Source organism: Kosakonia sp. BYX6, assembly GCF_038449125.1.
GTDB lineage: Bacteria > Pseudomonadota > Gammaproteobacteria > Enterobacterales > Enterobacteriaceae > Kosakonia > Kosakonia calanthes.
Map to the genome: position 1 here is coordinate 3,191,789 of NZ_CP151800.1, position 20,370 is coordinate 3,212,158.

Here is a 20,370-nt window from a genome sequence, read left to right on the forward strand (position 1 = left end):
GGACAAACCATGTTTCATCGTTTATTCACGCTGATTCGCAAAGAGCTGCAATCGCTGTTACGCGAGCCGCAAACCCGCGCCATTTTGATCCTCCCGGTGGTGTTTCAGGTGCTACTGTTTCCTTTTGCCGCCACACTGGAAGTGACCAACGCGACCATTGCTATTTATAACGAAGACAATGGTAAACACGCGGTCGAGCTGACCCAGCGTTTCGCCCGCGCCAAAGCCTTTACCCATGTTTTGTTACTGCACAGCCCGCAGGAGATCCGCCCGACCATCGACACGCAAAAAGCGCTGCTGCTGGTGCGTTTCCCGGCGGATTTTTCGCGCAACCTGGACAGCGGCATTACCGCGCCGATGCAGTTGATCCTCGACGGGCGCAACTCTAACAGTGCGCAGATCGCCGCCAACTATTTGCAGCAGGTGGTGAAGGATTATCAGCAAGAGTTGCTTCAGGGGCAGGAGAAACCGAATAACAGCGAGCTGGTGGTGCGCAACTGGTACAACCCCAATCTGGATTACAAATGGTTTGTGGTGCCGTCGCTGATCGCGATGATCACCACCATCGGCGTGATGATTGTTACGTCGCTGTCGGTAGCGCGCGAGCGGGAACAAGGCACCTTCGATCAACTGCTGGTTTCGCCGCTGGCGACCTGGCAGATTTTTATTGGCAAAGCGATACCGGCGCTGATTGTGGCCTGTTCCCAGGCCACAATCGTGCTGCTGTTCGGCATTCTGGCGTACAAAATCCCCTTCGCCGGATCACTGCTACTGTTCTATTTCACTATGCTGGTTTATGGCTTGTCGCTGGTGGGTTTTGGCCTGCTGATTTCCTCGTTTTGCACCACGCAACAGCAGGCGTTTATTGGCGTGTTTGTCTTTATGATGCCGGCGATATTGCTCTCAGGGTATGTGTCGCCGGTCGAGAATATGCCGGTCTGGTTGCAGGATTTCACCTGGATCAACCCGATCCGGCACTTTACCGATATTACGAAGCAGATTTATTTGAAGGACGCCAGCTTAAGCATCATCTGGCAGAGTTTGTGGCCGCTGTTGGTGATAGCGGGAACCACCGGTTCAGCGGCGTATGCCATGTTTCGACGGCATATCGCGTAACTTACGCTCTTTTGTCAGCAACGACACCACGGCCGGGCCGGCGAGGATCGCCAGCCCAACCAGCGCCAGCAGAAGGTTATTTTGCAGAACGCGGGAGAGCAGCCAGATGGCGATCAGCGACGCGCCAAAATACCAGGTGGTGGTCAGCTCTTCCAGCACATCGCCGATACCGCGCCAGCGCGCATCGTGGTGGCGCTGGAAAAACAGCATCAGCAGCACGGTGACGCCATAAACCACGCAAAGCCCTAAGCCTACGCGCACCAGCGCGCCGCTCATCCACCCCATCACCAATATCGCCACAACCAACATGTGCAACATAATCTGCCAGCAACTCAGACCTGTCGCGACTTGAACACGTTGTTGCCACTTCATGGCATCTCTCCAGAAGGATTTTTGTCTTGTAGAAGAGTACCTCTATTTACGGAAAATTCCGTAACCCCGCCCTTTTTTGTGACAGGGACTACAATTTATTTTCATGAGGAGAGTGACGCTGGCAGGAGAGTTATGACCCAACAAGCCCGACATTTTTCATTAAAAGTTCTCACGATCAACACGCACAAAGGTTTCACCACCTTTAACCGGCGCTTTATTCTGCCGGAGCTGCGCGATGCGGTGCGTACCGTCAGCGCCGATATTGTCTGCCTGCAAGAAGTGATGGGCGCGCACGAGGTGCATCCTTTACATGTCGAAAACTGGCCGGACACCACTCATTATGAATTCCTCGCCGATACCATGTGGAGCGATTACGCCTACGGGCGCAACGCGGTCTACCCGGAAGGACACCACGGTAATGCGGTGCTCTCCCGCTATCCGATTGAACATTATGAAAACCGCGATGTTTCCGTTGACGGTAGCGAAAAGCGCGGCCTGTTGTACTGCCGCATTGTGCCGCCGGATCTCGGTTATTCGCTGCATGTGATTTGTGTGCATTTGGGGTTACGCGAAGCGCATCGCCAGGCACAACTAACGATGTTGGCGGAATGGGTCAATTCCCTGCCGGAAAACGAACCCGTAGTGGTGGCGGGCGACTTTAATGACTGGCGGCAAAAAGCCAATTATCCGCTGAAAGTGCAGGCCGGGCTGGATGAAATATTCACCCGCGCGCATGGCCGCCCGGCGCGAACGTTCCCGGTCAGCCTGCCGCTGCTGCGCCTCGATCGCATTTACGTAAAAAACGCCAACGCCAGCGCGCCGACTGCCTTGCCGCTGCGTAACTGGCGACACCTGTCCGATCATGCCCCCCTGAGCGCGGAGATCCATCTATGAAATGTAGCTGGCGGGACGGTAACCGCATCCAGTTGCTGGAAAATGGTGATAACTACTATCCGGCACTGTACGACGCCATTGATAAGGCACAGCAAAAAATCATCCTTGAAACCTTTATCTGGTTTGAAGATGAAATGGGCAAGCAACTGCATCAAGTGTTGCTGAAAGCCGCGCAGCGCGGGGTCAGCATTGAAGTGCTGCTCGATGGTTACGGTTCGCCCGATTTAAGCGAACCGTTCGTTAACGCCCTGACCTCTGCAGGGGTGATTTTCCGTTACTACGACCCCCGCCCGCGCGTTTTCGGTATGCGCACCAACGTCTTTCGCCGCATGCACCGCAAAATTGTGGTGATCGACAATACCGTTGCTTTCGTCGGCGGCATTAACTATTCGGCGGAACATCTTTTAAGTTACGGCCCGGAAGCCAAGCAGGATTACGCGGTGCGCGTCGAAGGGCCGGTGGTGGACGATATTCTGCAATTCGAACTGGAAAATTTGCCCGATAATGCCCCGGCAAAACGCTGGTGGCAGCGGCGACGTCATCGCCCGGAAGAGAACCGCAAGCCGGGTGAAGCGCAGGTGCTGTTTGTCTGGCGCGATAACGACGACCACCGCGATGATATTGAACGTCACTACCTGAAAATGCTGGCCAATGCGCGCCGGGAAGTGATTATCGCCAATGCCTATTTCTTCCCCGGCTACCGCTTGTTACACGCGATGCGCAACGCCGCGCGCCGTGGCGTGACGGTGAAGCTGATTGTGCAGGGCGAGCCGGACATGCCGATTGTGAAAGTGGGCGCCGAGCTGCTTTACAACTACCTGCTGAAAGGCGGGGTGCAGGTGTATGAATATCGCCGCCGCCCGCTGCACGGCAAGGTAGCGTTGATGGACGATCACTGGGCGACGGTGGGTTCCAGCAATCTCGATCCGCTGAGCTTGTCGCTGAATCTGGAAGCCAATGTGATCATTCACGACCGCGCGTTCAACCAGACGCTACGCGAAAATCTGCAGGCCATTATCGACCACGATTGCCAGCGAGTGGATGAAACCATGGCGCCGAAACGGACGTGGTGGAACCTCGGCAAGAGCATTGTGGTATTCCACTTTTTACGCCATTTCCCGGCGATGGTGGGTTGGCTTCCGGCGCATACCCCCAAGCTTGCCGAAGTGGGGCCACCGGTTCAGCCGGAAATTGAAACCCAGGACAGGACTGAAGCACAGCATTCCGGAGCAAAACCCTGATGGCAAAATCACACCCGCGCTGGCGGTTGGCTAAAAAAATCCTCACGGTGCTGTTTTTTGTCGCCGTAGCGGTGCTGTTGGTGCTGTATGCGCAAAAGGTGAACTGGGAAGATGTCTGGAAAGTTATCCGCGACTATAACCGCACCGCCCTGCTCAGCGCCGTGGCGCTGGTGATAATCAGCTATTTGCTGTACGGCTTTTACGATTTGCTGGGTCGCGCTTACTGCGGACATAAGCTGGCGACGCGCCAGGTGATGCTGGTCTCCTTTATCTGCTATGCCTTCAACCTGACACTCAGCACCTGGGTTGGCGGGATCGGCATGCGCTACCGGCTTTATTCGCGGCTTGGTTTGCCGGGCAGCACCATCACGCGCATTTTTTCACTGAGCATTACCACTAACTGGCTGGGCTACATTTTGCTCGGCGGATTGATCTTCACCTTTGGCGTGGTGCAAATCCCGGCACATTGGTACATCGATGAGCAGACGTTACGCATTGTTGGCGTGGTGTTGCTGCTGATCATCGTGTTTTATTTGTGGAGCTGTGCTTTTGCTAAGCGCCGCCATTTGACGGTCAAAGGCCATAAACTGGTGTTGCCGTCGTGGAAATTCGCATTGGCGCAGATGGTGATTTCCAGCGCCAACTGGGTGGCGATGGGGGCGATTATTTGGCTGTTGATGGGCATGAAAGCGGATTTCTTCTTTGTGCTCGGCGTGTTACTGGTCAGCAGTATTGCCGGGGTGATTGTGCATATTCCGGCGGGGATCGGCGTACTGGAAGCAGTATTTATCGCGCTGCTGGCCGGTGAGCATGTTTCACAGGGCATTATTATCGCCGCCCTGCTCGCCTATCGCGTGCTCTATTACTTCCTGCCGCTGCTGCTGGCGCTGATTTGCTATCTGTGGCTGGAAGGCCGCGCGAAAAAGCTGCGCGCGAAAAACGAGAAAGCAATGGCGCAACAGTAACGATTGCGATGTTGTAGACCGCCATCCGGCAATAAACGCCTGATGGCGCTTCGCTTATCAGGCCTACCCAACCTGTGCCGAACTTGTAGGCCGGAAAGGCGTAAGCCGCATCCGGCAATAAACGCCTGATGGCGCTTCGCTTATCAGGCCTACCCATCCTGTGCCGAATTTGTAGGCCGGATAAGGCGGTAAGCCGCCATCCGGCAATAAACGCCGATGGCGCCGCCACAAAGCGCCACCAAACAAATGCCTTAACGTCGGTTGCCGAAAATCCGCAGCAGCATCAGGAACAGGTTAATAAAGTCGAGATACAGCGTTAACGCGCCGAGAATCGAGTACTTACGCAATTGCGCAGTGTCGCTGACGTTAATCTGCTGACCGATGTTTTTCAATTTTTGCGTGTCGTAGGCTGTCAGGCCAACGAAAATCACCACGCCGATATAGGTCACCGCCCACATCAGCGCTTCGCTTTTCAGCCAGAAGTTGACCAGCGAGGCGAGCACAATACCGATAAGCCCCATAAACAGCATATTGCCGAAGCCGCTGAGATCGCGCTTGGTGGTGTAGCCATACAGGCTCATCGCGCCGAACATCCCGGCGGTGACCACAAAGGTCGCGGCGATCGATTGCGCAGTGTAGACCAGCAAAATACTGGAGATGGTCAGCCCGGTGAGCGCGGAATAGAGCATAAATAGCGAAGTGGCGACGCCCGCGCTCAGTTTATGAATCATCCCGGAAAGAACAAACACCAGCGCCAGTTGGGCGATGATCAGGCCAAAGAAGGTTATCTGACTGGAAAAGACGAAGCTCATGATGGCTTCGCTGCGCGCGGCGTACCAGGCGACAAACGCGGTCAGTAACAGACCGCAGGTCATCCAGCCATACACTTGCGCCATGTACGTTTGCAGACCGGTGCGGCTGCTCTGCACGATAGAATCGGAACGGGGGAAACGATCCATAATCACTCCTGATTGATGGGATAACACTATAAGGTTAACACATCATTGCCGACCTATTACCAGCGTTTCGCTGCCTGTTTATCGCTGTCGCGGGCTTCGACCCAGCGCTCCCCTTCCGGCGTCGCTTCGCGCTTCCAGAACGGCGCGCGGGTTTTCAGATAATCCATAATAAATTGTCCGGCTTCGAAGGCGCTGCTGCGGTGCGCGCTGGCGGCACCGACAAACACAATCTCGTCGCCCGGCCACAGTTCGCCAACGCGGTGATAAACCGTCACACGCCCAAGCGGCCAGCGGCTGCGCGCGTCGTCGACAATTTCCGCCAGCGATTTTTCGGTCATGCCGGGGTAATGTTCCAGGGTTAACGCACTCACGCTGTCGCCCAGATTGTGGTTGCGCACTTTGCCGGTAAACGTCACAACTGCGCCGTCTTCGTCGCAGGCCGCCAGCCAGGTGTACTCCTCGCCGACATTAAACGCCGCGCGATCGACACAAATTCGCGTTTCGCTCATCTCAACCTCCGGTGACCGGTGGGAAAAAGGCCACTTCATCACCGCTTGCCAGCGGGTGGTCAAAACTGACTAACGTCTGGTTGACCGCCGCCAGCAGTTTGCCCTCTTCCAGCGCCAGTTCCCAACGTCCGCCCTGCGCAACCAAATGCTGGCGCAGCGCTTCAACGGAGGGGAAAACCGTGTCGACGGAGATGCTGTCGCAGCCGACCAGTTCACGCACCTGCGCGAAAAACAGTACGTTAATCATGGTTATCTGCCCTGAAATCCCCCGATTTGCCGCCGCTTTTCGCCAGCAGACGCACCGGGCCAATCACCATATCTTTTTGCACCGCTTTGCACATGTCATAGATGGTCAGCGCGGCGACGGAAGCCGCGGTTAACGCTTCCATCTCCACGCCGGTTTTACCGCTCAGGCGACAGACCGCTTCAACGCGCACGCGGTTGTGTTCCGGCTGGGCCTGTAGCAGCACTTCCACTTTGCTGAGCAACAGCGGATGGCACAACGGGATCAGTTCCCAGGTGCGTTTTGCCGCCTGGATACCGGCGATACGCGCGGTGGCGAAGACATCGCCTTTATGGTGGCTGCCGTCGACAATCATCGCCAGCGTTTGCGGCAGCATAGTGACAAAGGCTTCGGCGCGCGCTTCACGCACGGTTTCCGCTTTGGCGGAGACATCCACCATATGCGCTTCGCCGTCGGCGTTAATATGGGTCAGTTGTGACATAACTTACTTCTTCAAATGGGAATGGAAATTACACGGGCGCGTGCGCGCATCGAGTTGCGGCTCGATGATGTTTTCCCATGCGGTGCGGCAGGCTTTGGTCGAGCCGGGCATGGCGAAAATCAGCGTCTGGTTGGCCATGCCAGCCAGCGCGCGCGATTGCAGCGTCGAGGTGGCAATGTCTTCAAACGACAGCATGCGAAACACTTCGCCAAAGCCGTCAATCACGCGATCAAACAGCGGCAACAACGCTTCGGGAACCTGATCGCCCTCGGTAAAGCCCGTGCCGCCGGTAATCAACACGACTTGCACCTCTTCGCTGGCGATCCATGCAGAAACTTGCGCGCGAATGGCGTAGCGGTTCTCTTTCACAATTGCTTTATCGACCAGTTGATGACCGGCATCGTGCGCGACATCGCGCAGATAATGGCCGGAGGTATCATCGTCTTCACCACGGCGGTTCGACACCGTCAAAATAGCAAGCCTTACCGGGATAAACTCCGCGCTGACCTGGCTCATGTCATTCTCCTTGCGGCTTAACCGCCGATGTATGAAAGGTTTTGCGTAATACCTGTATTGCCCTGATGCAGGAAATGCGTCTGTTTTTTATGCGTTAACGCGCTCGCGATACGCTGTTCGAGCATCAGTTGCTGGGCGTCAGCTTGCAGCAAGTCGCGCAGATCCACGCCGCCATCGCCAAACAAACATAAATGGAGTTTGCCGGTGGACGACACGCGCAGGCGGTTGCAGCTGGCGCAGAAATCTTTTTCATACGGCATGATAAGACCGATTTCACCGACATAATCCGGGTGGCAGAACACTTGCGCCGGGCCGTCGCTGCGCTGGCGCAACTGGTGGATCCAGCCGCGTTTGAGCAGTTCGTCGCGCAAAACCATGCCGGAGAGGTGATGGTTGCGAAACAGTTCGCTTCCTTCGCCGGTCTCCATCAGTTCAATAAAGCGTAGCTGGATGGGGCGGGATTGGATCCACGCCAGAAAGGTGTCGAGCTGGTGGTGATTCACGTCGCGCATCAGCACGGTGTTGACTTTGACTTTGGCAAAGCCCGCCGTGAATGCGGCGTCGATACCCTCCATCACCTGGCGGAATTTATCCTGACCGGTAATGGCATGAAACTGGCGGGCATCGAGACTGTCGACGCTGACATTGATGGCGGTAAGCCCGGCATCGCGCCACTGGGCGACATCGCGGGAGAGGCGATAACCATTGGTGGTAACAGCAATCTGGCGGATGGCGCTGTTTTCGCGCACCGCTGCGATGATGTCGGCGAAATCGCGACGCAGCGACGGTTCACCGCCGGTCAGGCGCACTTTTTCGGTGCCCATCGCGCTGAAGGCGCGGGTCACCCGACGAATTTCTTCGACGCTCAGAAAGCCATTATTGTTGACGCCGCTCGGTTTGTAGCCGTTCGGCAAGCAGTAGGTGCAACGAAAATTGCACACATCGGTGATCGACAAACGCAAGTAGAAGAACTTACGCGCGAACGCATCAGTCAGTTGTGAGGCCATGTACACCTTTCCAAATACGGGAGATGCAGTCATTTCTTTCTGCACCCTGGCAGCGAAACCTGTCGGTTTGCTACGGCCAAAGCACCATGTCGTTTGATTTAGGTGGCAGAGGCTTGAGTGTATGTTACGGAGTAACGCTAAAATTGCTGTTGGCGATAGTAGCGCGAACGTTGGGCTTTCGCCATCACGATTGTCGTTATATAAACCGATACATAGCGACATAATCGTGCACATTCGCTACAGAGTACGTGAAAATCGCGCTTTTGCTTTGATATGTGTCATTTTCAGCTCTGCGCGGCATCGTCTTTTGGTGGTATTTAGGCTAACGTAGCGCGATTAATTATCTTAAGGAATTACTATGCGCAATCGCACACTTGCAGACCTGGATCGTGTTGTTGCCCTCGGCGGCGGGCATGGCCTCGGGCGTGTGATGTCTTCGCTGGCCTCACTGGGATCGCGACTTACTGGCATTGTGACCACCACCGATAACGGCGGGTCAACCGGGCGAATTCGCCGCGCTGAAGGCGGTATCGCCTGGGGCGATATGCGCAACTGTTTGAATCAATTGATCACCGAACCGAGCGTGGCCTCGGCGATGTTTGAGTACCGTTTTAGCGGTAATGGCGAACTTTCCGGTCATAACCTCGGAAACTTGATGTTAAAGGCGCTCGATCACCTGAGCGTGCGGCCTCTGGAAGCCATCAATTTAATTCGCAATTTATTAAAGGTCGACGCCATTTTAATTCCGATGTCCGAGCAACCCGTGGATTTAATGGCCACCGACAGCGAAGGCAATGTGGTTTACGGCGAGGTCAATATTGACCAACTGCACGCGCCGATACAGGAATTGATGCTTTCACCCAAAGTGCATGCCACTCGCGAAGCGGTACAGGCCATTGCGGAAGCGGACTTAATTATTATTGGCCCCGGCAGCTTCTACACCAGTTTATTACCGCTGTTATTGCTTGATGATCTAGCTCAGGCGCTTCGCCGCACACCAGCGCAGGTGGTGTATATCGGCAATCTTGGTAAAGAACTCAGCCCCGCCGCCGCCAGCCTGTCGCTGGAAAATAAGTTGTCCATTATGGAGCAGTACATCGGTAAGCGAATTATTGACGCGGCCATTGTTGGGCCAAAAGTCGATGTCAGCATGGTGCATGATCGGCTGATCATTCAGGAAGTGTTAGAAGCGAGCGATATTCCCTATCGTCACGACCGCCATTTGCTGCACAACGCACTGGAAAAAGCGGTTCAGCAGCTTGGTTAACCCGTAGGCGGGCATTTCCGGTCCGCCGCGGTTTTCTTAAGTTCTTAAGGTTGTCTTAAAAAACGGCTGTCAGCATAGCGCTACTTTCATTGCAGGATCTGAATATGCGCATGCTTCATCTTCGTCGGCCCGCGTTGAGCCGCCTTCTTTTTATTTATCTTTTTACGCTGATCATCGCACTGGGCCTGAATATCGCCTTTTATCGCCAGGCATTTACCTTATTGCCGGTGAACACACTGCATAACTGGTTGGTGTTTCTTTCGATGCCGCTGGTCGCTTTCAGCGTCATTAATATTGTGCTCTGCCTGGCCTCGTTTATTCGCCTCGACCGGTTGGTCATTACGCTGTTTGTACTGGTCAGCGCCGCGGCGCAATATTTCATTTCGACGTTCGGTATTATTATTGACCGCTCGATGATCACCAATATTCTCGACACCACGGCGGCAGAAAGTTTCGCGCTGATGTCGACCAACATGGTGCTGACGCTGTTATTCACCGCACTTTTGCCGGTGATCGTCGCCTGGTGGATCAAAATTAAACCCAGCCGTTCCGCGTTACGCACTATTTCGCTGCGCATTGCGAGTGTGGTGATTTCCGCGCTGATTATCGTTGCTGTCGCGCTGCTGTTTTATAAAGATTACGCCTCGCTGTTTCGCAACAATAAAGAACTGGTGAAATCCCTTAGCCCGTCCAATTCTATTGCCGCGTCCTTGTCGTGGTATTCCCATAACCGTATGGACAACCTGCCGCTGGTGAAAATCGGTGAAGATGCGCACCAGCGCCCGGAAATGCAAAACGGCCCGCGCAAAAACCTGACGATTTTAGTATTGGGTGAAACATCGCGCGCGGCCGATTTTTCCCTCGGCGGGTATGCGCGTGAAACGAATCCGTTATTGAAACAGGACAATGTTGTCTATTTCCCGAACACCACGTCCTGCGGTACCGCCACCGCTGTTTCCGTGCCTTGCATGTTTTCCGGGATGACGCGCGCGCATTACGATGACCAGCTTGCGCATCATCAGGAAGGGTTGCTGGATATTATTCAACGCGCGGGAATTCAGGTGCAGTGGAATGAAAACGACGGCGGTTGTAAAGGCGTGTGCGACCGCGTGCCACATAAAGATATGACGCAATTAAACCTGGCGGATTACTGCATTAAAGGCGAATGCCAGGACGAAATTTTATTCCACGACCTCGCCAGTGATATCGATAAATTGCAGGGCGATGGGCTAATTGTTTTACATACCATCGGCAGCCACGGGCCAACCTATTACAACCGTTATCCGCCGCAGTTCCGCAAATTCACGCCGACCTGCGATACCAACGAAATACAGACTTGTTCGCAGCAACAACTGGTGAATACCTACGACAACACGATTTTGTATGTCGACTATATTGTTGATAAAGCGATTAAATTGCTGCAGTCGAAGCAGGATAAGTTCACTACCAGCCTGGTGTACCTCTCCGATCATGGGGAATCGCTGGGTGAAAATGGCGTCTATTTGCATGGTTTGCCCTACTCCATTGCGCCTGAAACGCAAAAACATGTACCGCTGCTGATTTGGTTATCTGAGGATTATCAAAAACGTTACGCCATCAACAACCAGTGTTTGCAAAAAAATGCGCGCGAAAAGCAGGTTTCGCAGGATAATCTTTTCCCGACGATGTTGGGTCTATTGGGCGTCAGCACAAAAGAGTACCGCGCTGAAGACGATATTTTAACGCCGTGCCGGGAGCAGGCTAAATGAAGATTCTGGTGATTGAAGACGATGCCCTGCTGTTGCAGGGCTTGATTCTGGCGATGCAAAGTGAAGGTTACGCCTGCGATGGCGTCTCCACCGCACACGAAGCGGCACTTTGCCTGGCGAACGGCCATTACAGCTTGATCGTGCTCGATTTGGGTTTACCCGACGAAGACGGTTTGCACCTGCTCACCCGGTTACGACGGGAAAAATATACCCAGCCGGTGCTGATCCTGACCGCCCGCGATACCATTGAAGATCGCATTTCCGGGCTGGATACCGGCGCGGATGATTACCTGGTTAAACCGTTTGCCCTCGACGAACTGAATGCCCGCATCCGCGCATTGCTGCGCCGCCATCATAATCAGGGCGATAACGAAATCACGCATGGTAATTTGACCTTGAATGTCACCCGCCGCCAGGCGTGGCTGGAGGGGCAATTGCTGGAGTTGACGCCGAAGGAGTACGCCCTGTTATCACGGCTGATGCTGAAAGCCGACAGCCCGGTGCACCGGGAAATTCTCTACAACGATATCTACAACTGGGATAACGAACCGTCGACCAACACGCTGGAAGTGCATATTCACAACCTGCGGGAAAAAATCGGCAAATCGCGCATCCGCACGGTGCGTGGGTTCGGTTATATGCTGGTGCAACCGCAGGACAAGGACTGACTGATGGCGCTATTCAATTTCAGGCACTGGAGCATGCGCAACCGGCTGCTGCTGACCATCGGCGGCATTCTGGTGTTTTGCCAGTTGGTCAGCGTCTTCTGGCTCTGGCACGAAAGCGAAGAGCAGATCCAGTTGCTGGTGCAAAGCGCGGTTCATAACCATAACAACCGCAAACATATCGAACATGAAGTGCGCGAAGCGGTCGCCAGCTTGCTGGTGCCAAGCTTACTGATTATCGGCCTGGCGCTGCTGCTCTGTATGCAGGCGGTGAAAGCCATTACCCGACCGCTGTCGGAATTGCAGCGCGAGCTGAATAAACGCACGCCGAATAATTTACAACCGATCACCCTGAACCACAGCGTCAGCGAAGTGGAAGCGGTGACCTCCTCAATTAACGAACTGGTTTCCCGGCTGACCTTGACCCTCGATCGGGAACGGCTGTTTACCGCCGATGTTGCGCATGAATTACGCACACCGCTCGCCGGGCTGCGGTTGCATCTGGAATTGATGGCAAAAACCAGCGGAGTGAATGTCGAGCCGCTGGTCCAGCGCCTCGATCAAATGACGGAAAACATTGCGCAGTTGCTGCTACTGGCCCGCGTCGGGCAGTCGTTTTCGGCGGGTAGTTACCAGCAAGTGATGCTGCTGGACGATGTGGTAACGCCGATGGCTGGCGAACTGGAAACGATGCTGGCTGCACGCGAACAAAAGCTTGTTGTGCAGGTGGAAGACGAAGACAGGGCGGTTTCAGGCGATGCCACGCTGTTGCGGTTGCTTCTAAGAAACCTGGTGGAGAATGCGCATCGCTACAGCCCGGTAGGATCGACCATTACCGTGCGCGTAGAACGCGCTGTAACGCCGATACTCGCCGTGGAAGACGAAGGGCCAGGTATCGACGAAAGCCGCAGTGGTGAGCTGAGTAAGGCGTTTGTGCGAATGGATAGCCGCTATGGCGGCACTGGTCTGGGGTTAAGTATTGTCTCAAGGATTGCGCAACTGCATGATGCGCAATTTTTCCTGCACAACCGCCTGAAACAAACTGGCGTGCGGGCCTGGGTTAACTTTAACTCGCCTGACAGAGGTATTGTCAGTAGCTCAGCACCCAAAGATGAGTGAAGCCAATCACTAATGCCAGCGCGAAAGCGACGGCGAGAAACTCACGAATATTGATTTGTTGCATCAGACTCTCCTCCCGGAAAACGAAAGAGAGTCTGACAAAGCAATATTAAGCGGACATTAAGACGCGGCAATAAACAGGTCGCGCAGTTGATGAAGCTGATCGCGCACTTTCGCCGCCTCTTCGAACTCCAGATTCTGCGCATGCTGCATCATCTGCCCTTCCAGCTCGTGGATTTTCTGCTGCAATGCTTTCGGCGTCAGCGCCATTTCAGCGGCTTCAACCTGTGCAGGCGTACGCGATTTTCCGCGCCCTTTCGCGCGCGTTTTTGCCAACCCTTCGCCCATCGCCAGAATATCCACCACTTTCTTGTTCAGGCCCTGCGGCGTAATGCCGTGCTCGACGTTATAGCTGTGCTGTTTCTCGCGGCGACGTTCGGTTTCGCTAATCGCTTTCGCCATCGACGGCGTGATCTTATCGCCGTACAGAATCGCTTTACCGTTGATGTTACGCGCCGCACGACCGATGGTCTGAATCAACGAACGTTCGGAACGCAGGAAGCCTTCTTTGTCCGCATCAAGAATCGCCACCAGCGACACTTCCGGCATATCCAGCCCCTCACGCAGCAAGTTGATGCCCACCAGCACATCAAACTCACCGAGGCGCAAATCGCGGATGATTTCCATACGCTCGACGGTATCGATATCCGAGTGCAGGTAGCGCACCCGCTCGCCGTGCTCTTCCAGATATTCAGTTAAATCTTCCGCCATGCGTTTGGTGAGCGTGGTGACCAGCACGCGCTCGTTGATCTCCACGCGTTTGCGGATTTCCGACAGCAAATCGTCAACTTGCGTAGCAACCGGACGCACTTCGATAATCGGATCGAGCAGACCGGTCGGGCGCACCACCTGGTCGATCACTTCGTCACCGGATTTCTCCAGTTCGTAGTTACCCGGCGTGGCTGAAACATAAATCGACTGCGGCGCCAGCGCTTCAAACTCTTCGAATTTCAGCGGGCGGTTATCAAGCGCCGACGGCAAACGGAAACCGTACTCTACCAGCGTCTCTTTGCGCGCCCGGTCACCGCGGAACATACCGCCGATTTGCGGGATCGTAACGTGGGATTCATCAATCACCAGCAAGCCATCGGCGGGCAGGTAATCGAACAGCGTTGGCGGCGGCTCGCCCGGCCCGCGCCCGGAGAGATACCGGGAGTAGTTTTCGATTCCCGAGCAATAACCCAGCTCGTTCATCATCTCCAGATCGAATTGCGTGCGCTGGCTCAGGCGCTGCTCTTCCAGCAGCTTATTGTTCGCCAGCAGCGATTTGCGGCGCTCGGCCAGCTCATCTTTGATCTCTTCCATCGCCTGCACAATACGCTCGCGTGGCGTCACGTAGTGCGTTTTAGGGTAGATGGTGAAGCGCTGGATGCCGGCCGATTCAATATGGCCAGTCAGCGGGTCGAACAGTGAGAGGCGTTCCACCTCTTCATCAAACAGTTCGACGCGCAGCGCCAAATCGTCCGATTCCGCTGGGAAGATATCGATCACTTCGCCGCGCACGCGGAAGGTACCGCGCTGGAAGGCTTGATCGTTACGGGTATATTGCAGTTCCGCCAGGCGGCGCAGGATCGCGCGCTGATCGATGATCATCCCTTTGGTCAGGTGCAACATCATCTTCAGATACAGATCCGGATCGCCCAGACCGTAGATAGCGGAAACTGAGGCCACCACAATGACGTCGCGGCGTTCGAGCAGCGCTTTGGTGGCGGATAAACGCATCTGTTCGATGTGTTCGTTCACCGAGGCATCTTTTTCGATAAAAGTGTCCGAACTCGGGACATAGGCTTCCGGCTGATAATAGTCGTAGTAAGAGACGAAATATTCCACCGCGTTGTCCGGGAAAAACTCCTTCATTTCGCCATACAACTGGGCAGCCAGCGTTTTGTTGGGTGCCAGCACCATCGTCGGGCGTTGCAGGTCGGCAATCACATTAGCGATGGTGAATGTCTTCCCTGAACCCGTTACCCCGAGCAACGTCTGGTGCGCGAGACCGTCTTCCAGGCCTTCCTTGAGGCGACGGATAGCTTCTGGCTGATCGCCTGAAGGGCGAAAAGCGGAATTCAATTTGAACGGTTTACTCATGAAAGGCTACCTGATGAAGGAATGAGCGAGCAGGTAACACATTTTACTCACCATGCTCGTATTTGCCAACCACGAATACTGGATGAAAAAACAGTAGCGGATTAGCCAATATGTTCTACGCCCCCTTAAGGCGCGGCTTCGCTCCTGAAATTTCAATGCGGACAAGACGAAACACTCTGTCTTTGAGGTTATCCCCAGAATTTTTCCTCTTTTAACATTTGTCAAGATAGCTTAAGAAAGTTTTGTGGCAATCGGTGACACTTTTCTTACAGGCATTGATTTTATATAACTTGCTGATTATAAAGAGTTAAATTTAAAAGCCGTGTTTCGCATCAATTCTGGCGCAAGCCGCGTCCTTTCTCGCTTGCCGCGCGTTTTCTAACTCTAATACACAAGGTTATCCACAGGAATAGTGGATAACTGCCGCCAGGCCGGACACCCCGCCTTCCGGGAAAATCCCATTTCGTCCCAGAAACGGTCGGCTAAAAAATTTTTATCACTTCTTTTTGATAATTATCAGCTAACGAAGCGCGGGATCGGCATGCGATCATTCTCACACTTCGCATCTTTCCTGCACCACAATTCGCCACGCGAAGCACTGGCAAAGTGCAGAATTTTTACCTGGGATCAATGCGCATCACGTTTTAATCATGCGTTTTCTCAGCCGTATCCGAAAAAAAGCTTCTTTTTAGGTTCTGGCAAGCCTTTTGCAAATCTCCCTTGTCATCAGATCCGAACAAGGAGCGGACAATGTTGAGCTTACGTGCAGTTAATCAGTATTACGGCAACCAACATACCTTATGGGACGTCGACCTCGATCTCACCCCCGGCGTATGTACTTCTGTCATCGGCCTGCCAGGCATGGGTAAAACCACGCTGGTCAATTGCATTACCGGCTATTTACCCGTGGAAAGCGGCAGCATGATTTGGCAGGAAGCGGGCGGGCCGCCGCGCGACTTGCTGACGTTGCAAGCCGAGCACCGCAGCGCGGTGGGAATTGGTTATGTTCCACAGGACAGGCGGATCTTTTCGCAATTGAGCGTCGAGGAAAACCTGCATGTCGCCATGCTCGCCGCCAGCGAACCGGGCAGCACCATGAGCCGGGACATTTACGATCTGTTCCCGGAACTCTATGGTCTGCGCCAGGTACGCGGCGCGCAGTTGTCCGACGACAACCAGCAGCAACTGGCGATGGCGCGCGCGCTGATCACTCGCCCGCGGCTACTGATTCTGGATGAACCGACGCGCGGGCTAGGCCAGGCGTTTATCCATAAACTTGGCAACCTGATCGTGCGGCTTAATCAGGACTTCGGCATGACCATTCTGCTGGCGGAGCAGCACTTGTCGTTTATCCGCCGGGTTGCCGATCGCTTCTGTTTGTTACATCGCGGGCGCAACGTCGCCGAAGGCGAGATTACACAGTTGGATGAGCCGATGCTGGCGCACTGGATGTCGCCGGAGTCAGTACGCTGAGATCAAGATAATGGCCTGTTTTTTCCTGTTCAGGCGCGTGGGCAAACCAGGGGATTTCGCCAATCAGCGGAGCCTGCATCACGCGCCGAAGCGTTGCCAAATATTCAGCATGACGTTTACCCGGTTTCACCACATCATTCGCAATCCAGCCCGCCAGCGTTAAGCCCGCCTGGCGAACCGCCTGCGCCGTTAACATCGCATGGTTGATGCAACCCAGCTTCACGCCCACCACCAGAATCACCGGCAATTGTTCCTGCACGACCCAATCGGCGAACGTGAAGGTGTCAGAAAGCGGGGTAAACCAGCCGCCCGCCCCTTCCACCAGCAGCCACTCCGCCTGCGTTTCCAGCGTGCGCAGCCCGGCCGACATCACGTGCGCTTCAATCGGTTGCCCCAAATCGGCACTGACAATATGCGGCGACGTCGGCTCAGCAAAGGTGTACGGGTTCACCGTTTTATACGCCATCGGCAGGCTACTGTGATGCTGTAACGCTAGCGCATCGCTGTTGCGCAGCCCTTCAGCGGTCATTTCACTTCCTGAGGCCACCGGCTTATAGCCAGCGCTGCGAAAACCGTGCAGGTTCGCCGCCTGGAGCAGGGCGCAGCTCGCCACGGTTTTCCCTACTTCGGTGTCGGTGCCGGTGACAAAATAGCGATCAATCACGGGTGATAACTCCCCAAAAAAGTTGGTAGGTCAGCGGGAATTTTCCCTGTTGTTGCGGCCAGGCCAGTTCCAGACGTTGCAGCTTGCCGCGCGTGAGTCCTCGCTGCCTGCCGGCATGTAAATGTGTCGCGCCAATGCCTTTCAGCGAACGCAGCGCGCTGGCGGCATCGTCAAAATAGAGCGTCATACTCTCCACGCCGCAGCGTACTTGCCAGCCCTGCAACGCCTGTTCAATGGCGTCGACGGATAAGAAACGATTGGCGTGGGGAAGCGCATCCACCGCCCGCCAGGCCTGGTTCAACTCGGGTAATGACGCTTCTGCCAATGTGGTAAAAGCCAGGCAGCCGCCCGGTTGCGTAGCGCGGTAAAGCTCGCTAATGGCCTGGTGCAAATCGTCGCACCACTGCACCGCCAGGTTGCTCCACACCAGTGAAAACTGCGCATCGTCCAGCGGCATCGCTTCAATATCCCCGGCGACATAGCGCGAGGCACTGTGCTGGCGGCGCGCTTCATCAAGCATCGTCGCCGAGAGATCCAGCGCTGTGACATCACTGCCCTTTTCGCGCCAGTAACGGCTCATTGCGCCCGGCCCGCAACCGGCGTCGAGCACGCGCGCTGGTGCGATACCCCCGAGGTGCATTAACAAGCTGTCGGCGCTCAGGCGCTGCAATTCGTCATGGCGGGCATAGCTTTGTGCGGCGCGACCGAAAGCGGCGGCGACCGCCTGTTTATTCACCGGCATGTAATACCTCCAGCAGACGGTCGATATCCGCAAACTCGTGGGCGGCGGTCAGGGTCAGACGCAGGCGCGCCGTCCCGGTTGGCACGGTGGGCGGGCGAATGGCGGTGACCAGGCAATCTTGCTGGCGCAGACGTTCAGCCAACTGCAATGCGCGGCGGTTATCGCCGACGATCAGCGGCTGAATCGCACTGGTAGAATCGGTCACCTTAAACGGCAGATCGGCGGTGCCTTCGCGAAAACGCGTGATCAGCGCGGCGAGTTTTTGCCGGCGGCCTTCGCCGTCTGCGCGCTGAATCACCTGCAATGCCGCGCTCAGCGCAACCGCCTGGGCAGGCGGCATTGAAGTGCTGTAGATCAGATGGCGGGCGAATTGCAGCAGATAATCGGCAACGGTTTCGCTGCACAGCACCGCCGCCCCGCTGACACCAAAGCCTTTACCGAAGGTGACGATCAGGATTTCTGGCTTAATGCTATGCAGATGGCAACTGCCGCGCCCCTGCTCGCCCATCACGCCGATACCGTGCGCGTCATCCACCATCAGCCACGCCTGCGTCTGGTGGGTTGCATCGGCAATGGCGCGAAGCGGCGCGCTGTCGCCGTCCATGCTGAACACACCTTCAGTCACCACCAGTTGTTGCCCGCCGATCGGCTTGCCCAGCAGCGTGGCGAGTTGCCCGACATCGTTATGGGCAAAACGCCGCAGTTGCGCCGGACTCAGGCTGGCAGCTTCAAGCAGCGAAGCATGGCTGAGCTTGTCGGCGACAATGCGATCATCTTTGCCCGTTAAGGCGCTGATGACCGCCTGATTGGCGGAAAAACCAGAGATAAACAGCAGCGCGCGATCGTAACCCAGCCAGTCCGCCAGTTCGCTTTCCAGCGCCTGATGCGCCGCCGTATGGCCGATAACATGCCCCGAGCCGCCGCTGCCTACACCAAAACGCTCCGCACCCTGTTGCCAGGCGCGGATCACCGCCGGGTGCTGGCTTAAGCCGAGGTAATCATTGCTGGAGAAGTTTAAAAAACGCCGACCGTCCATGGTTAACCAACGCCCGGTCCCTTGTTCAACAGTACAACGCCGGCGCAGTGCATCCGCCGCGCGACGTTGTTCCAGCGCGGCATCAATGACGTGCTGCCAGGTCATACGGCTGCCGCGTTGTAATACTGTTCGGTATCGGCGTGCAGGAGTTGCTGTTCAATCTGCTGTTGCTGTTCGTTGTCGCCGTTCAGCATCTCCGTCTGCTGCGGGTTCAGCCCCAGCTTGTGGAACAATTGCAGATCCTTGTCTTCTTCTGGGTTCGGCGTGGTAAGCAGTTTGCAGCCGTAAAACACCGAGTTCGCCCCGGCCATAAAACACATCGCCTGAGTTTGTTCGTTCATCTGTTCGCGACCGGCGGAAAGACGCACGTGTGAGGTGGGCATCATGATGCGCGCCACGGCGATGGTGCGAATAAAATCGAACGCGTCGACATCGTCGTTATCCGCCAGCGGCGTGCCTTTCACTTTCACCAGCATGTTGATCGGTACGCTTTCCGGTGGCGTCGGCAGGTTCGCCAGTTGCAGCAGCAAACCAGCCCTGTCTTTCACCGTTTCGCCCAGGCCTACAATTCCGCCGGAGCAGACTTTGATCCCGGCATCGCGCACTTTATCCAGCGTGTCGAGGCGCTCCTGGTAGGTGCGGGTGGTGATGATATTGCCGTAGAACTCCGGCGAGGTATCAAGGTTGTGGTTGTAGTAATCCAGCCCGGCGGTCGCGAGGCGCTGCGCCTGGGTTTCATTGAGCGTACCGAGCGTCATACAGGCTTCCAGCCCCATCGCTTTCACGCCTTCGACCATCTGTTCCAGGTACGGCATATCGCGGTCATTGGGGTTTTTCCAGGCCGCGCCCATACAGAAGCGGGTTGAGCCCGCCAGCTTCGCTTTACGGGCCGATTCCAGTACCTGCTCAACTTCCATCAGACGTTCTGATTCCAGGCCGGTTTTATACCGGGCGCTCTGCGGGCAATATTTGCAATCTTCCGGGCAGGCGCCGGTCTTGATCGACAGCAATGTGCTGACCTGGACCTGGCGTGGATCAAAGTGCTGGCGGTGAACTTGCTGCGCGTCAAACAGTAATTCCAGCAGTGGTTTTTCAAACAATTCGGTAACTTGCGACAAAGTCCAGCGTGCGTGGTGAGCCATCGGGCCTCTCCAAAGGGTGTTGTAAAATCGTTATTGGGTGTAGACTCGTAAACCTAAAACTTTTT

Annotated in this window: 21 protein-coding genes and 1 riboswitch; of the genes, 9 read left to right on the forward strand and 12 right to left on the reverse strand. The window is 55.4% G+C overall.

The genetic code is table 11. The features are described from left to right. Window positions 1-9 precede the first annotated feature (9 nt). Complete coding sequence (locus AAEY27_RS14950) at window positions 10-1,116, forward strand: ABC transporter permease (RefSeq protein WP_342321457.1); 1,107 nt, start codon at window positions 10-12, stop codon at window positions 1,114-1,116. Here AAEY27_RS14950 and AAEY27_RS14955 read toward each other — a convergent pair. Further along, the gene (locus tag AAEY27_RS14955) at window positions 1,078-1,488 is read right to left on the reverse strand and encodes a YbhQ family protein (protein ID WP_342321458.1); all 411 of its coding nucleotides are present in this window, start codon (window positions 1,486-1,488) and stop codon (window positions 1,078-1,080) included. The genes AAEY27_RS14950 and AAEY27_RS14955 overlap by 39 nt on opposite strands. Before the next feature lie 132 nt (window positions 1,489-1,620). On the opposite strand from AAEY27_RS14955, the gene AAEY27_RS14960 reads away from it, so the two are divergent. The 3 genes from AAEY27_RS14960 to AAEY27_RS14970 are packed head-to-tail and all read left to right on the forward strand — an operon-like array spanning window position 1,621 to window position 4,588. Then, the gene (locus AAEY27_RS14960; RefSeq protein WP_342321460.1) at window positions 1,621-2,382 is read left to right on the forward strand and encodes an endonuclease/exonuclease/phosphatase family protein; all 762 of its coding nucleotides are present in this window, start codon (window positions 1,621-1,623) and stop codon (window positions 2,380-2,382) included. After that, window positions 2,379-3,623 (forward strand): cardiolipin synthase ClsB, encoded by a 1,245-nt coding sequence (gene clsB / locus AAEY27_RS14965; RefSeq protein WP_342321461.1) that lies wholly within the window; start codon window positions 2,379-2,381, stop codon window positions 3,621-3,623. The genes AAEY27_RS14960 and clsB overlap by 4 nt, the downstream gene beginning before the upstream one ends. Then, entirely contained in the window at window positions 3,623-4,588 is a 966-nt protein-coding gene (locus AAEY27_RS14970; RefSeq protein ID WP_342321463.1) for a lysylphosphatidylglycerol synthase domain-containing protein, read from the forward strand. Before clsB ends, AAEY27_RS14970 begins: the two co-directional genes overlap by 1 nt. A 251-nt stretch (window positions 4,589-4,839) precedes the next feature. Here the strand turns inward: AAEY27_RS14970 and AAEY27_RS14975 are convergent, their stop codons facing one another. From AAEY27_RS14975 to moaA, 6 genes are all read right to left on the reverse strand, one after another. Beyond that, window positions 4,840-5,547, reverse strand: a complete 708-nt coding sequence (locus AAEY27_RS14975) for a Bax inhibitor-1/YccA family protein (RefSeq protein WP_342321465.1) — start codon at window positions 5,545-5,547, stop codon at window positions 4,840-4,842. A gap of 56 nt (window positions 5,548-5,603) precedes the next feature. After that, window positions 5,604-6,056, reverse strand: a complete 453-nt coding sequence (gene moaE / locus AAEY27_RS14980; protein ID WP_342321467.1) for a molybdopterin synthase catalytic subunit MoaE — start codon at window positions 6,054-6,056, stop codon at window positions 5,604-5,606. 1 nt (window position 6,057) lies between these two features. After that, window positions 6,058-6,303: a molybdopterin synthase sulfur carrier subunit gene (moaD, locus tag AAEY27_RS14985; RefSeq protein WP_342321469.1), complete on the reverse strand. Its 246-nt coding sequence runs from the start codon at window positions 6,301-6,303 to the stop codon at window positions 6,058-6,060. Beyond that, window positions 6,296-6,781, reverse strand: coding sequence for a cyclic pyranopterin monophosphate synthase MoaC (gene moaC / locus AAEY27_RS14990; RefSeq protein WP_342321470.1), 486 nt, complete (start codon window positions 6,779-6,781; stop codon window positions 6,296-6,298). Before moaC ends, moaD begins: the two co-directional genes overlap by 8 nt. A 3-nt stretch (window positions 6,782-6,784) precedes the next feature. Further along, the gene (gene moaB / locus AAEY27_RS14995) at window positions 6,785-7,297 is read right to left on the reverse strand and encodes a molybdenum cofactor biosynthesis protein B (protein WP_342321471.1); all 513 of its coding nucleotides are present in this window, start codon (window positions 7,295-7,297) and stop codon (window positions 6,785-6,787) included. 17 nt (window positions 7,298-7,314) lie between these two features. Next, entirely contained in the window at window positions 7,315-8,304 is a 990-nt protein-coding gene (gene moaA, locus AAEY27_RS15000; protein ID WP_342321472.1) for a GTP 3',8-cyclase MoaA, read from the reverse strand. Then, window positions 8,292-8,436: riboswitch (molybdenum cofactor riboswitch) on the reverse strand. (Overlaps the previous gene by 13 nt.) Window positions 8,437-8,662: 226 nt before the next feature. Between moaA and yvcK the strand changes: the two genes are divergently transcribed. The 4 genes from yvcK (at window position 8,663) to pmrB (ending at window position 13,103) form a co-directional block, all read left to right on the forward strand. Continuing rightward, entirely contained in the window at window positions 8,663-9,571 is a 909-nt protein-coding gene (gene yvcK, locus AAEY27_RS15005; protein ID WP_342321473.1) for a uridine diphosphate-N-acetylglucosamine-binding protein YvcK, read from the forward strand. Window positions 9,572-9,675: 104 nt separating this feature from the next. After that, on the forward strand, window positions 9,676-11,319 hold the full coding sequence (gene eptA / locus AAEY27_RS15010; RefSeq protein WP_342321474.1) for a phosphoethanolamine transferase EptA: 1,644 nt from the start codon (window positions 9,676-9,678) through the stop codon (window positions 11,317-11,319). Then, a complete protein-coding gene (pmrA, locus tag AAEY27_RS15015; protein ID WP_342321476.1) occupies window positions 11,316-11,987 on the forward strand; it encodes a two-component system response regulator PmrA in 672 nt (223 codons plus the stop codon). Before eptA ends, pmrA begins: the two co-directional genes overlap by 4 nt. 3 nt (window positions 11,988-11,990) lie before the next feature. After that, window positions 11,991-13,103: a two-component system sensor histidine kinase PmrB gene (pmrB, locus tag AAEY27_RS15020; protein WP_342321478.1), complete on the forward strand. Its 1,113-nt coding sequence runs from the start codon at window positions 11,991-11,993 to the stop codon at window positions 13,101-13,103. A gap of 120 nt (window positions 13,104-13,223) precedes the next feature. Here pmrB and uvrB read toward each other — a convergent pair whose 3' ends face one another. Next, on the reverse strand, window positions 13,224-15,248 hold the full coding sequence (uvrB, locus tag AAEY27_RS15025; protein WP_342321479.1) for an excinuclease ABC subunit UvrB: 2,025 nt from the start codon (window positions 15,246-15,248) through the stop codon (window positions 13,224-13,226). A 750-nt stretch (window positions 15,249-15,998) separates the two neighbouring features. On the opposite strand from uvrB, the gene AAEY27_RS15030 reads away from it, so the two are divergent. Continuing rightward, entirely contained in the window at window positions 15,999-16,721 is a 723-nt protein-coding gene (locus AAEY27_RS15030) for an ABC transporter ATP-binding protein (RefSeq protein WP_342321481.1), read from the forward strand. Here AAEY27_RS15030 and bioD read toward each other — a convergent pair. From bioD to bioB, 4 genes are read right to left on the reverse strand one after another with little or no spacing between them, the layout of a single operon-like run. Next, window positions 16,663-17,385: a dethiobiotin synthase gene (gene bioD, locus AAEY27_RS15035; protein WP_342321482.1), complete on the reverse strand. Its 723-nt coding sequence runs from the start codon at window positions 17,383-17,385 to the stop codon at window positions 16,663-16,665. The two genes, AAEY27_RS15030 and bioD, sit on opposite strands and share 59 nt — an antisense overlap. Beyond that, the gene (gene bioC / locus AAEY27_RS15040) at window positions 17,378-18,127 is read right to left on the reverse strand and encodes a malonyl-ACP O-methyltransferase BioC (RefSeq protein WP_342321483.1); all 750 of its coding nucleotides are present in this window, start codon (window positions 18,125-18,127) and stop codon (window positions 17,378-17,380) included. The genes bioD and bioC overlap by 8 nt, the downstream gene beginning before the upstream one ends. Beyond that, the gene (gene bioF, locus AAEY27_RS15045; protein WP_342321484.1) at window positions 18,114-19,268 is read right to left on the reverse strand and encodes an 8-amino-7-oxononanoate synthase; all 1,155 of its coding nucleotides are present in this window, start codon (window positions 19,266-19,268) and stop codon (window positions 18,114-18,116) included. Before bioF ends, bioC begins: the two co-directional genes overlap by 14 nt. After that, a complete protein-coding gene (gene bioB / locus AAEY27_RS15050) occupies window positions 19,265-20,305 on the reverse strand; it encodes a biotin synthase BioB (protein WP_342321485.1) in 1,041 nt (346 codons plus the stop codon). The genes bioF and bioB overlap by 4 nt, the downstream gene beginning before the upstream one ends. Between the last annotated feature and the right edge of the window lie 65 nt (window positions 20,306-20,370).